Annotated in this window: 11 protein-coding genes and 3 tRNA genes; 4 read left to right on the plus strand and 10 right to left on the minus strand. The window is 71.7% G+C overall.

All coding sequences use genetic code 11. The features are described from left to right. Positions 1-160 precede the first annotated feature (160 nt). On the plus strand, positions 161-370 hold the full coding sequence (locus IFT51_RS02545; protein WP_192059271.1) for a DUF3072 domain-containing protein: 210 nt from the start codon (positions 161-163) through the stop codon (positions 368-370). Positions 371-592: 222 nt separating this feature from the next. Further along, on the plus strand, positions 593-1,447 hold the full coding sequence (locus IFT51_RS02550; protein ID WP_371740650.1) for a UbiA family prenyltransferase: 855 nt from the start codon (positions 593-595) through the stop codon (positions 1,445-1,447). Between the two features lie 49 nt (positions 1,448-1,496). Here IFT51_RS02550 and IFT51_RS02555 read toward each other — a convergent pair whose 3' ends face one another. From IFT51_RS02555 to IFT51_RS02575, 5 genes are all read right to left on the minus strand, one after another. Continuing rightward, positions 1,497-2,654, minus strand: a complete 1,158-nt coding sequence (locus tag IFT51_RS02555; protein ID WP_243214584.1) for an NAD(P)/FAD-dependent oxidoreductase — start codon at positions 2,652-2,654, stop codon at positions 1,497-1,499. Further along, the gene (locus IFT51_RS02560; RefSeq protein WP_244636779.1) at positions 2,651-3,415 is read right to left on the minus strand and encodes a class I SAM-dependent methyltransferase; all 765 of its coding nucleotides are present in this window, start codon (positions 3,413-3,415) and stop codon (positions 2,651-2,653) included. Before IFT51_RS02560 ends, IFT51_RS02555 begins: the two co-directional genes overlap by 4 nt. A gap of 41 nt (positions 3,416-3,456) precedes the next feature. After that, positions 3,457-4,725: a type III polyketide synthase gene (locus tag IFT51_RS02565; protein WP_192058786.1), complete on the minus strand. Its 1,269-nt coding sequence runs from the start codon at positions 4,723-4,725 to the stop codon at positions 3,457-3,459. Positions 4,726-4,823: 98 nt separating this feature from the next. After that, positions 4,824-4,897, minus strand: a tRNA-Met gene (locus IFT51_RS02570). Between the two features lie 51 nt (positions 4,898-4,948). After that, positions 4,949-5,020: transfer RNA gene (locus IFT51_RS02575), tRNA-Thr, on the minus strand. Between the two features lie 126 nt (positions 5,021-5,146). Here IFT51_RS02575 and IFT51_RS02580 point away from each other — a divergent pair. Further along, the gene (locus IFT51_RS02580; RefSeq protein ID WP_192058788.1) at positions 5,147-5,689 is read left to right on the plus strand and encodes a 2'-5' RNA ligase family protein; all 543 of its coding nucleotides are present in this window, start codon (positions 5,147-5,149) and stop codon (positions 5,687-5,689) included. A 14-nt stretch (positions 5,690-5,703) separates the two neighbouring features. Here the strand turns inward: IFT51_RS02580 and IFT51_RS02585 are convergent, their stop codons facing one another. Beyond that, positions 5,704-6,690, minus strand: coding sequence for an aldo/keto reductase (locus IFT51_RS02585; RefSeq protein ID WP_192058789.1), 987 nt, complete (start codon positions 6,688-6,690; stop codon positions 5,704-5,706). A 77-nt stretch (positions 6,691-6,767) separates the two neighbouring features. On the opposite strand from IFT51_RS02585, the gene IFT51_RS02590 reads away from it, so the two are divergent. Further along, positions 6,768-8,519: a glycoside hydrolase family 13 protein gene (locus IFT51_RS02590; RefSeq protein ID WP_192058791.1), complete on the plus strand. Its 1,752-nt coding sequence runs from the start codon at positions 6,768-6,770 to the stop codon at positions 8,517-8,519. Between the two features lie 139 nt (positions 8,520-8,658). On the opposite strand, the gene IFT51_RS15490 is transcribed toward IFT51_RS02590, so the two are convergent. From IFT51_RS15490 to cls, 4 genes are all read right to left on the minus strand, one after another. Then, a complete protein-coding gene (locus tag IFT51_RS15490; protein WP_192058794.1) occupies positions 8,659-9,987 on the minus strand; it encodes a M23 family metallopeptidase in 1,329 nt (442 codons plus the stop codon). Positions 9,988-10,141: 154 nt separating this feature from the next. Then, positions 10,142-10,990 carry an inositol monophosphatase family protein gene (locus IFT51_RS02600; protein ID WP_192059280.1) on the minus strand — a complete coding sequence of 283 codons (849 nt, stop codon included), beginning with the start codon at positions 10,988-10,990 and terminating at the stop codon, positions 10,142-10,144. 111 nt (positions 10,991-11,101) lie between these two features. Further along, positions 11,102-11,183 (minus strand) — tRNA-Tyr (locus IFT51_RS02605). Between the two features lie 111 nt (positions 11,184-11,294). Beyond that, positions 11,295-12,761, minus strand: a complete 1,467-nt coding sequence (cls, locus tag IFT51_RS02610; RefSeq protein ID WP_192058796.1) for a cardiolipin synthase — start codon at positions 12,759-12,761, stop codon at positions 11,295-11,297. Between the last annotated feature and the right edge of the window lies 1 nt (position 12,762).

Here is a 12,762-nt window from a genome sequence, read left to right on the forward strand (position 1 = left end):
TCGCGTCATGAGCGACTCCAACATCGATCCCGACATCACCCCCGTCGATCCCGCTGCGCCCGAGGGCGACGAGACCACGGCCGACAGCACCACGACGACCCCCGGCGGCGAGACCCTCGGCGGTCAGGCCCCGAGCGGCGGCGCCCCCGCCGGCGAGACCCTGGGCGGCGAGCGCCCCGACGCCTCGAACACCGCCTCGAAAGACCCCGAGCAGTGGGTCACGGGCGACGAGCCGATCACCGGCCCGCAGAAGAGCTACCTCGACACCCTCGCCCGCGAGGCCGGAGAAGAGCTGCCCGCCGACATGACGAAGGCCGAGGCGAGCGAGCACATCGACCGTCTGCAGCAGAAGACGGGGCGCGGCGCCTGAGTCGGCGCGGTCCGGGTCTGTTCACGGCGACCGGGTCGACGTATGCTCGACCCACGTCTGGGATGGTAACTCGGCGCAGGTGTCCTCTCTCGGTCTGGAGCTGGTTCTGATCCGCTCGCTCCCGCGGCCGGTGGGCACCGGATCACGTGCCCGGGCCTTCCACGGTCCGGGCACGCTTTTCCGTCTCGTCCGCTTACTGCCCACAGCGACGGGAGCCGGCAGGTGACGCTCCTCGGCGCCGTCTGGCGCTCGTCGCACCCCGGGCCGACCCTGATGGTCACCGTGCTGACCGTCGTGCTCGGCATCGCCGTCGGTCTCCCGCCCGTCAGACTCGCCGTCGTCGCCCTCGCGGTGCTGGCCGGCCAACTGACGATCGGGCTGTCGAACGACCTCCTCGACGCCGAGCGCGATCGTGCCGTCGGGCGGCTCGACAAGCCGATCGCCCAGGGGCTCGTCTCCGCTCGTGCGGTCACGACAGTCGCCGTGGCGTGCGCCGTCGTCGGGTTCGTGCTGCCCTTCACCCTCGGCGTCGGCACGGGCGTGGCCCACGCCGTCCTGGTCGCCTCCGGTCTCGCCTACAACGCCGGGCTCAAGTCCACCGTGGCATCGGTCGTCCCCTTCGTCGTCAGCTTCGGCGTACTGCCCGCGGTCGTCACACTCGCCGCGGCGCCGCCGACACCGCCTGCCGCCTGGGCCCTCGGCGTCGGTGCCGTGTTCGGCGTCGCCATCCACTTCACGAACGTCCTGCCCGATCTCGGCGACGACGCCCGCACCGGCGTCGTGGGGTTGCCGCACCGACTGGGTCGGCTCCGCGCGGGGCTCGTGGCGTTCTGCGCGCTCGGCACGGCGGCGGGTCTCGCGGTCGTCGGTCAGCTCACGACCGGCGGCACGGCCGAGCGGCAGTCCGGGATCTTCGCGGTGGCCGGGGCCGCGGTCGTCGTCGCCCTGGCCGTCGTCGGTGCGATCGCGGTCGTGCGAGGGCGCTCGTCGCGACTGCTGTTCCGACTGATCATGCTCGCGGCGCTCGTGCTCGTCGCCCAGCTCGCCACGAGCGGCGCGGCTCTCACCGCCGGCTGACACAGGCGCCACGGAGTCACGGCCGACCCGACGTCGACGGATCCCCGGGTCAGGCGAACCGCATCGAGTAGGTGGCGGCCAGCAGCCTCGCGGTCGGCAGAGCGAGGGCGACACGGAGCCCGTTCTGACGGACCGCCGAGGCGACCGGTCCGCACGGGCGGCCGAGCACGGTGTTCAGCTGCGCCTGACGGGCTGCACGCCGGGCCGACCGACCCCGCGCCTCCTCGTATCGGGCGAACGCCTGAGGGTCGAGGCGACGCCCACCGGCCCGACGGAGGGCCTGTCGGACCACCGGGACGACCGCCTGCGCGTCGAGCCAGCCGAGGTTCATCCCCTGACCGCCGATCGGGCTGATCTGATGGGCCGCGTCGCCGAGCAGGACGACGCGCCCGGCCACGGTCGAGGTCGCCAGCCGGGTCCGCACCGAGAACGCGCTGGTCATCGTGCTGGTCGCCGCGTCGAGCGGGAGACCGGTCCGCTCCGTCACGAGTCGCACGACGGTCTCGGCCGTCACGTTCTCGGCCGGAGCGTCCGTGGCGACGACGAACCGGCGCACGCCTCCCGGCAGCGGGAACGACTCGACGACCCCGGCGCGCTCGACCGAGACGACGGCCCGATCGCCGTCGCCCGTGTCGTCTCGGACGTCCGCCATCGCGTAGTGGTCGCCGCGCTCGACGACGGGGGCGGAGATGCCCAGGAGGCGCCGGACGGTGCTGCGGGCGCCGTCGGCCGCCAGCACGAATCGAGCCGCGATCTCGACCGGACCGTCGGGGCCGACCCCGTGCAGCACGACGTGCTCGGAGCTCTGCTCGAGCGATCGCAGCTCGACGCCGCGCCGGAGCGACCCCGGCGCCGCCGATTCGAGCCGGGCCCTCAGCAGCCGCTCGGTCTCGGACTGCGGTCTCGCCGCGACGAACGGGTACCGGCTGTCGGCCTTCCCGAAACCCAGCCGGCCGAGGGTGCGGCCCGAACCCCGCGCCTCGGCATCGGTGATGCGGACCGCGCCGGCGACGATCTCGTCCGCCAGATCGACGGCCTCGAACGCCCGGAGCGACGGCGGATGTATGCCGATCGCCCGAGACAGCTCAGGAGGCGCGGTGCGGCGCTCCCAGACCGCCACGTCGACCCCCTGCCGGGCCAGCAGCAGCGCGGCGAAGACCCCCACCGAGCCGCCGCCCACCACGACGACGTCGTGCATCCGCATCATGCGCGGCCTCCTCCCGGGAGGCGAACCGCCTGCGGGGCCCCGGCCGCCGTCGACTCCGACACCGCGCCTCCTCGGCCCGGGGCGGGCGTCTCGTGCAGGAGCCACAGGCGGAACGGCTCGCGCCCGACGACCCGCCACCCGGGAGGGGCCACGGCGCGCAGCTCGTCGACCCGGAAGCTCCGCCGGATCGATCGCAGGCCGTCGATCCGGACGAACGACCGGCGGTCGAGCACCAGGCTGCCGAGCCAGTAGCCCAGGTACGCGAGGCGGGCCCGCCGGATGTCGCTGTGCACGACGAGCCGTTCGGCCAGGCGCTCGCTGTCGGCGAGCACGGACTCGCGAGCCTCGTCGTCGAGGTGATGCAGCACGTGATTGGAGATCACCACGTCGAACGTCTCGCCCGCAGCCACGAGCTCGCCGCTCGACACGCAGCGGTACTCGACGCCGGGCTCGGGTCGACGGGACGCCCATGCGTGGGCCCGCTCGTCGGGGTCGACCGCCACGACCTGCAGCCGCAGACCGTCGCGTCGGGCGCGTCGGACCAGCCACCGTGCGACGTCTCCGCCGCCCGAGCCGACATCGAGCACCCGCAGCGTCCGCTCCGCCGACAGCAGGGGACGCAGCAGCTCGCGGTAGACCCGCCCCCACCCCGCGACGACGCCGTTGACGAGCGGGAACGCCGCGTACGTGCGCTCGAGGCGGTCGAGGTCGCACGCGGGGTCGTCCATCAGCTCGACGAGCCCGACGTCCCGGCGGCTCAAGTCGACGCGCCGGTCGTTCCGGACCGCCTCCGCCGCTCGGCTCACGACGCGACCCGGCTGCGGAACGAACCCGTCTCGACCGTCAGCCCGGGTCCGAACGCCATCGCGACGATCCTCTGGGGCCGAGGAGGCGCGGTGGACGACCACGCGCCTCCTCCGCTCTCGAGGGCTTCGCGCAGCACGAAGAGCACCGTCGCGCTCGACATGTTGCCCGAGTCGCGCAGCACCCGGCGCGACGCCGCGATCTGGGCGTCGTCGAGGCCGAGTCGGCTCTGCACCCGGTCGACGATGCTGCGGCCGCCGGGATGCACGGCCCAGAGATCGACGTCGGCGGCACTCAGGCCGTCGACCCAGAGTGCGGCGAGGGCCTCGTCGACGTGCTCCTCGACGATGTGCGGGACGTAGCTGCTCAGCACCATGTCGAAGCCGCTGTCGCCGATGCTCCAGGCCATGTCGCCCTCGCCGACCGGCGTCAGCACCGTCTCGAGGGCCTCGACGTCGAGCACCCGGCTGCCGGCCGGTGCGGGTCGGGCCGTCACGATCACGGCGGCGGCTCCGTCGGCGAAGACGGACGACGCGACGATCGCGTCGGGGTCGGACGAGCTGCGGAGGTGCAGCGTGCAGAGCTCGGCGCAGACGACCAGCACGACGGCGTCGGGGTCGGCCAGGCAGGTGTCACGGGCCGAGCGGATCGCGGGGAACGCCCCGTAGCAGCCCATGAAGCCGACGTGCAGCCGCCGGGTCGACGGCGCGAGCCCGAGCGCCCGGACGAGCAGGTAGTCCGGCCCCGGGGCGAAGAACCCGGTGCACGAGACCGTGACGACGTGCGTGACGTCGGCGGCGGTGATCCCGTCGGCGCGATCGAGCGCATCGCGCGCGGCCGCCTCGAAGAGGGCCGGGCTGCGCTCGACGTAGACGTCGTTGCGGGCCCCGGTGCCGGGGTCGAGGATCAGGCCGGTCTCGGGGTCGAGGAAGACGGGCGGGGTCGCGGTGCCTTCGGCGTCTATCGCGTCGGTCGCGGTCGCGGCCGCGTCGGGACCGGTCGCGGTCACGTCGGGCGCGGTCGCGGTCGCGTCGGGCGCGGTCGCGGTCGCGGTCGCGTCGGGCACGGCCACGCCGAGCTCGTCGATGACCGTGTGCCGCGTGTCGATGGCGGCGGCGTCGAAGACGGAGCCCACCAGCCGGGTCGCCAGCCGGCTCAACCCGGGTTGCGAGCGGAAGACGTCGCGGATGTGGTCTTGACGGATGACGGTGTCGGGAACGGCGGTGCCGATGCTGCGGATGCTGACGGGGTCGGCGAGAGCGGACATACGTCATGCTATGCCGCCGCCGCTGGCACACGACCGGTGAAGGCCGGGCGGGTCGACACCGCATGATGGGAGAAGGCCCTCCGAAGAGGGCCTTGCGGTAGCGAGGGCGGGACTCGAACCCGCGACACCACGATTATGAGCCGTGTGCTCTAACCAACTGAGCTACCCCGCCGCAGGCTGTGAACCCCGTCGGATCGCTCAGCGACGGGATGGTGACAGCCGGAGCCCCGAGTCAGGTTTGAACTGACGACCCCTTCCTTACCATGGAAGTGCTCTACCACTGAGCTATCGGGGCGTGACCACCAGGTCGCGAACTGCTCGCGGCCGATTGGCACCAGGCAATGTTAGCAGAGCCGGAGGGGTGCTGATGCCACCTCGCACGAGTGCGACTGCGGGTGCGGCGACGGAGCAGACTCGGAGGGTGCACAGCATCGAACTGCTCCTCAACGAGACGACCGACCGCGCCGTCCGCGACTCGTGGCAGGTGCTGGCCGACGCCGGTCTGCCCTCGCTCGCGCACCACTCGGGGGCGACCAACGCACCGCACGTCTCCGTCTCGGTGGCGGCCGGGTTCGACGACCGGGCCGACCCGCGCCTCCGGCGCATCGCATCGGCACTGCCCCTGCCGGTCGCGTTCGCCGGCCTGATCGTCTTCGGCCGACCCCCGCGGGGGCTGGTGCTCGCCCGGGCCCTCGTGCCGACCGCCGACCTGCTCGATCTGCACCGCGACGTGCACGAGAGCGTAGGAGGCGCGGCGCCGGTCGACCACGCCGCCCCCGGTCGCTGGATGCCTCACCTCACGCTCGCCTCGCGGCTGTCCCCCGACCAGCTCGCGCGGGCCATCGAGGTCCTCTCCGAGGCGGAGGAGGCGGAGGAGGCGACGGACGCCGGGCGGGTCTCCACCAGCCGTCTCGTGTCGATGCGGCGATGGGACTCCGACGCGAAGGTCGTCGTCGGGCTCTGACCCGGGAACCGGTCTCAGGTCGAGGGGATCGGCGTCGACGCGGCCTCGAGCGTCTCGAGGTCGTGGTCGGAGAACTCCACGTGGGCCGCGTCGAGCAGACCTTCGAGCTGGATCGTCGTCCGGGCGCTCGCCAGGGCTCCGATGACGTTCTGCCGCGTGGCCAGCCACGCGATGGCGACGGCGCCGGGCACGACCCGCTGCCGCTCGGCGATGTCGGCCAGAACCTCCACGATGGCGAGGTTCTGGGGGGTCACGTAGCTGAGCGCGCGATTGCCCCTCGGCGAGTCGCCTCGACCGGCGTCGCCGCGGTACTTGCCGGTGAGGAACCCGCTGGCCAACGAGGAGTGCGGGAGGACGGCGAGACCGAAGTGGTCGACGAGCGGCTGGACGTCGCTCTCGTAGTCCGCCCGGCGGACGAGGTTGTAGGCGGCCTGGACCGCCGCGAACGGATGCAGGCCGTCCCGATCGGCGATCGCGAGCGCCTGGCGGAGGCGCGCGCCGGTGTAGTTCGACGCGGCGGGGTGGCGGATCTTGCCCTCGTCGACGAGCTCGCTGAGGGCGCCGACGGTCTCGTCGAGGGGGGTCTCGTCGTCGTCGAAGTGGGTGAAGTAGTAGTCGATGTAGTCGGTGCGCAGACGACGGAGCGAGGCGTCGACGGCCATCCGGATGCTCGTGCGCGTCAGACCCGGAGCCTCGGGATGCTGGCCGCACTTGGTGCTCAGCACGACCCGCTCGCGGTTGCCGGGTCGGGCGATCCACCGCCCGATGATCGTCTCGGACTCGCCGCCGACGTTGCCGGGCAGCCAGGCGGAGTAGACGTCGGCCGTGTCGATGATGCGTCCGCCGTCTCCGACGAACACGTCGAGGACCTCGAACGCGGTGGGTGCGCCCACCGTCCAGCCGAAGACGTTCGTACCGAGGGCGAGCGGGAAGGGCGTCTCGTCGGGCTGCGAGGCCGCGGGCGACGGCTCGACGGTCGGAGGGACACTCTGAGGGGTCACGGTCGGCGCCAATCGTGGTCGGGTGGTGATTGCACGCTAGCGGATGGCGGGTGGAGGCCCTGCCGTATCGTGGCCTCATGTCCTCAGCAGAGCCCACGGGCGACACACTCGACGCCCCCGCAGACTCCGAGACCGACACGCCGACCGCACTCGACGAGGCCCCCGCCGCCTCGTCCGAGAAGGGCGGCGAATGGTGGCGCTCCGCCGTCATCTACCAGGTCTACCCCCGATCGTTCGCCGACTCCGACGGCGACGGCGTCGGCGATCTGCCCGGCATCACCTCGCGACTCGGCGACCTCGCCGACCTCGGGGTCGACGCCGTCTGGCTGTCGCCGTTCTACCGGTCGCCCCAGCGCGACGCCGGTTACGACGTGGCCGACTACCGCGACGTCGACCCCCTGTTCGGCACGCTCGCCGACTTCGACGCCCTGCGCGCACGCGCCACCGACCTCGGCCTCCGGGTGATCGTCGACGTCGTGCCCAACCACACCTCGTCCGAGCACGCCTGGTTCCAGGCGGCGCTGGCGGCCGAGCCGGGCTCGGTCGAGCGAGGGCACTACCTGTTCCGCGACGGCCGCGGCGTCGACGGCGAGCTCCCCCCGAACAACTGGGAGTCGATCTTCGGCGGGCCGGCCTGGACGCGGATCACCGAGGCCGACGGCACGGCCGGTCAGTGGTACCTCCACCTCTTCGACTCGTCGCAACCCGACCTCGACTGGACCGACCCCTGGGTGCGCGAGCAGTTCGTCGACGTGCTGCGCTTCTGGCTCGACCGCGGCGTCGACGGATTCCGGGTCGATGTCGCCCACGGCATGATCAAGGCCGAGGGCCTGCCCGACTACACGCCCCCCGCCGACTCGGGCAGCATGGGCGGCGGTCAGGGCGAGTCCGATCCCCCGCCCTACTGGGGTCAGGACGGCGTGCACGAGATCTACCGCTCGTGGCGGAAGGTGCTCGACGAGTACGAGGGCGATCGCGTGCTCGTGGCCGAGGCCTGGGTCGAGCCTCTCTCGCGACTGGCCGAGTGGGTCCGCCCCGACGAGATGCACCAGGCCTTCAACTTCTCGTATCTCGAGACCGGCTGGTCGGCGAGCGAGATCCGGCGCGTCGTCGACTCCTCGATCGAGGTGTTCTCGAGCGTGGGGGCCCCGAGCACCTGGGTGCTGAGCAACCACGACGTCGTCCGGCACGCGAGTCGCCTCGCCCTCACCGCCGAGAACCCCCAGGGCCACGGCATCGGCCCGCGCAGCGCCGGGCTCCCGATCCCCGAGCTCGGTCTCGCCAGGGCCCGGGCCGCGACGGCCGTCATGCTGGCCCTGCCGGGCAGCGCGTACCTCTACCAGGGTGAGGAGCTGGGCCTCCCCGAGGCCATCGACCTCCCCGACGAGAGCCGACAGGATCCGACCTGGTTCCGCACGGGCGGAGAACGATACGGGCGAGACGGATGCCGCGTGCCGCTGCCCTGGGAGTCCGCGGCGCCGGCCTTCGGGTTCAACTCGACCGGCGCCTCCTGGTTGCCCCAGCCGAGCGACTGGTCGACCTACGCCCGCGACGAGCAGACCGGCGTGACGGGCTCGACCCTCGAGCTGTACCGCCTGGCGCTCCGGCTGCGCTCGGAGATCGGCCTCGGCACGTCGGACCTCGTCTGGCTCGACGACTACTCCGACGAGGTCGTGGCGTTCCGCAGCGCGGGCGTGACGGTTCTCGCCAACCTGGGCGAGGTGGCCGTCGAGCTGCCCCTCGGCGACGTGCTGCTGTCGACGATGAGCCTCGACGGACCGGCCCTGCCGCCGAACGCCGCGGTGTGGCTGCGCGAGACCGACGTGTGAACCTGACGCGCTGAACGACGAGACCCCCGGGCGGACTGCCCGGGGGTCTTCTCGTGGTGCCGTTCCTCGCCGCGCCGCTCGACCGGCCTGGGTCGGCTCGTGCCGACCTACCGACCTGCTTCGGCTCGTGCCGGTCGGATCAGTTCGTGTTGGCGGTCAGCCAGGGGTACGGGTCGACGGGCACGCCGTTGAGGTGGATCTCGAAGTGCAGGTGGGCGCCGGTGCTGTTGCCGGTGCTGCCGACGGCGCCGATGATCTGACCGACGGTGACCGTGTCTCCGACCGAGACCTCGACCGAGCCGGACTGCATGTGCGAGTACGTCGACGTGACCTTCTGGCCGTCGACCACGTGCTCGATCTCGACGTGGTTGCCGAAGGCGCCCGACGGACCGGTGACGGCGCTGACGGTGCCGTCGGCGATCGCCTGGATCGGCGAGCCCGCACCCGGGATGAAGTCGAGACCCTGGTGGAAGGTGGAGCAGAAGCTGCAGTTGCTGACCTGACGCGCGCCGAAGCCGCTGCTGATCGGCACACCGGTCTGGAAGGGCCACTGGACGGTGCCGGCGACATCGTTCGTGAACGTGCTCGAGCTGGTCGAGGCGTACTCGTTGACCACGATCGTGCTGACCGAGTAGCCGTCGCGCGAGACGCTGGCCTCGGGGGCGGCGCCGGCGGCGACGAAGCTCTGAGCACCTGCGGCCTTCTTGGCCGCGGTCAGCTCGGGGGTGTCGACGAAGAAGGCGTTGGCCGGCACCGAGGTCGCCACGAGCATCGCGCTCGCGAACAGCATGGCGCCGACGACGGTCACGCGCTGCGAGGTGCGCGAGAACGACGAGCCGCGGGAGGCGGTGGTCGCGGATGCTGCCGAGGTGCGGGCCGAGGAGGCGCGGCTCGAGGACGTGCTGCGCGCTGCGGTGCTGCGGGCGGCGCCGCTGCGACCTGCTGCGCTGCCGGAGCTGCGGGCGGGGCCGGTGCGACGCCCGGTGGCTGCCGCGCCGACGGCGGGAGTCGCTGCGGTGGACGAGACGGTGCGAGGCGAGCGCTTGCGAGCCGAGGCGGCGGCTGCGGCCTCGGCAGCGCGACGGGCCCGACGCGAGTCGGGGGCCGGGACGGTGGCGGCGTCGTTCGTGACGATGGACGCCGACTCGCCCTCGAGAACGACGGGTGCGACGTCAGGCGCTGCGACGACGGGCGACGAGATGCCGGTTGCAGCGGCGGTGCCCCGTTCGACGCCGACGGCGGCCGCGGACGATGCGAGGCGGGCCGTCTCGGACTCGTCGGCGATGGTCGGTGCGGCGAGGGCCGCGGCGGCACGCTCGGCCTCGCGGAGCTCACGGCGCGTCGCGAAGGTCGGGATGGTGATGCTCGCCGTCGGGGCGTCCGAGACGGTGACCAGAAGATCGTTCTCTGCTCGAAGCGACGGGGTTCCGTCGCCGGCGGGCTCGGAGATGTTCTGGTATTTCGACACGTCTGATGGATCCTCGGGGTTGTCGGGACGGAGAGGCGGGTGCTCCCTCTTCTTCTCGGCCGCTACCCCGTAGAACATGTCACGGAAAAGTAACGAACCAGTCCAGGGTAGCCGAACGGTGAACGAATGGCTAGCCGCGCCCGGTGTCCGACGATCAGAAACCGGCGTCGGCGAGGGCGTCGCGGAACGCGTCGGAGATGCTGGGCGCCGCCGCGACCGTCAGCCGCTCATCGGCCGGGGCGTCGCCCTCGCCGCCCACGACGGCCCCCGCCTCGGCCGCGACGAGCGCGCCCGCCGCGTGATCCCACGGCTTCAATCCTCGTTCGGCGTAGGCGTCGAGACGTCCGTCGGCGACCGCGCAGAGATCGAGCGATGCCGCCCCCATGCGACGGATGTCGCGGACGCTCCCGATGAACCGGCCGAGCACGGCGGCCTGCTCGACCCGCCTGTCGGCGTCGTACGAGAAGCCGGTCCCCACGAGCGACTGGGACAAGGAGGCGGGGGTCGAGACCGTGAGGCGACGACCCGACGACCACGCGCCTCCTCCACTCGACGCCTCGAAGGTCTCACCGGCGAGCGGATTCACGACGCAGGCGGCGAGGGCACGCCACGAGCTCGGATCGGGGCCGTGCTCGACGACCGCGACGCTGACCGCCCACTGCGGGATCCCGTAGAGGAAGTTCACCGTGCCGTCGATCGGGTCCACCACCCAGGTCAGCCCGGTGCGGGAGTCGTCGGGCTCGCCCTCCTCGCCGAAGAACCCGTCACCCGGGCGCTCGCGCGCGAGCCGCGCACGGATGAACTCCTCGACCTCGCGGTCGGTGTGCGTGACCACGTCGACGAGGCTGCTCTTCGTCGCGGCGACCTCGACACCCTCGGAGCGGCGTCGGGCGGCGAGCGCCGCGGCGTCGGTGGCGACCGAGCGGGCCACGTCGAGGAGCGCGGACACGGCCCGACCGTCGAACCCGGACTCCCCGAGCCCTGGCCGCTCGGAGTCGGGCATGTCGCGCTCGGGATTCTCGGGCACGGTGCCTCCTGAGGGGGGTCGAGTCGTGAAACACGAACGGACTCGAGTGATCGAGTCCGTTCGAGGTGTTGCTCGGTGTTCCGTGTGTGGCAAGTGAGGGATTCGAACCCCCGAATGCTGAGCAGTCTGATTTACAGTCAGATCCCTTTGGCCGCTTGGGTAACTTGCCATGCACACCCAGCCCGTGTGTTCACCGACCGGAGGCGCCAGACAAATATACAGCCTTTCGACCCTCCCGTGGACCACCCGCCGCTCCCCCGCGCCGGCGCGGGGGCGTGGGCTACTGCACGGCGGAGGTGAGACGGGCGACGTTGTCGAGCACCTTCGACCGGAACGGCCGGGCCAGCCATTCGTCGAGGAGGAGCTCGTGGCTCGCCTCGCGGTACTCCTGCTCGACCTCGCGCAGCTGGCGCACGAAGCGCCTCCCTCGGATCATGACCGAGATCTCGAGGTTGAGACTGAACGAGCGCATGTCCATGTTGCTCGAGCCGACCACCGCCACCTCGTCGTCGATCGTGACGTGCTTCGCGTGCAGCACCGTCGGCGAGCGGTAGAGGAAGATTCGCACCCCGGCACGCAGCAGCGCCTCGTAGTACGAGCGCTGCGCGTGGTAGACGACCGGCTGGTCGCCGATCTCGCTGACGAAGAGCTGCACGTCGAGCCCGCGCTGCGCAGCCGTCGTGACCGCGTAGAGCATCGACTCGTCGGGCACGAAGTACGGGCTCGTGAGGATGATGCGGTCTTGCGCGCTGTAGAGCAGCGAGTTGAACAGCCGCAGGTTGTTCTCGCCCTCGAAGCCGGGGCCGCTCGGCACGACCTGGCAGTCGATCGTCTCGACCGAGTCGGCGACGTGCACCGGGTCGGTCTCACGCAGCAGCAGCTCGTCGGTCTCGCTGTACCAGTCGGTGACGAAGAGGGCGTTGATGCCGGCGACGATCGGCCCGTCGAACCGCACCATGAAGTCTTTCCAGGTGAGGCCGCGACGGCGGTTCTTCCGCCGCTGGTAGCCGCGCTCGATCATGTTCTGCGAGCCGGTGAAGGCGACCGTGCCGTCGATCACGAGCAGCTTGCGGTGGTTGCGGAGATCGGGCCGCTGGTACCTGCCCTTGAACGGCTGCACGGGCAGCATCAGTCGCCACTCGACCCCGATGCGGTCGAGGCGTCGACGCGTCTTGCGGTAGCCCGGGTACCCGCGACTGGCGATGTGATCCATCAGCAGCCGCACGGTGACACCGCGACGCCGAGCGTTCTCGAGGGCGACGAAGAACGGCTCGGTCGTCGCGTCCAGACTCGTGATGTAGAACTCGGCGTGCACCCAGCGCTGGGCGTCGTCGACGGCGGCCACCATCGCGTCGATCGAGGCCTGGTAGTCGGAGTGCAGCTCGGCCGTGTTGCCGCCGACGAGGGGCATCGCGCCGAGCGTGCGGTTCAGCTCGACGATGGTGTCGAGCCAGGCGGGCCAGGGGTGGTCTCGCTTGACCCGCTCGATGCCCTCGGTGGTCTCGACGATGTACTTGTTGATCTCCGCCTGCTTCTCACGGCGACGCCGCGGCAGACGCCTGCTGCCGATGAGGAGGAAGAGGACGAACCCGACGTACGGGATCAGGAAGATCGCGAGGAGCCACGCGGTGGCCGTCTGCGGCCTCCGGTTGATCGGCACGTAGACGATCGCGAAGACGCGGATGGCGATGTCGACGACGATGCCGATCACGGCGAGGGTGGGGGCCACCCACGTGGGTATCTCCATC

The organism is Frigoribacterium sp. CFBP 13712 (assembly GCF_014842255.1).
In the GTDB taxonomy this organism is placed as follows: domain Bacteria; phylum Actinomycetota; class Actinomycetes; order Actinomycetales; family Microbacteriaceae; genus Frigoribacterium.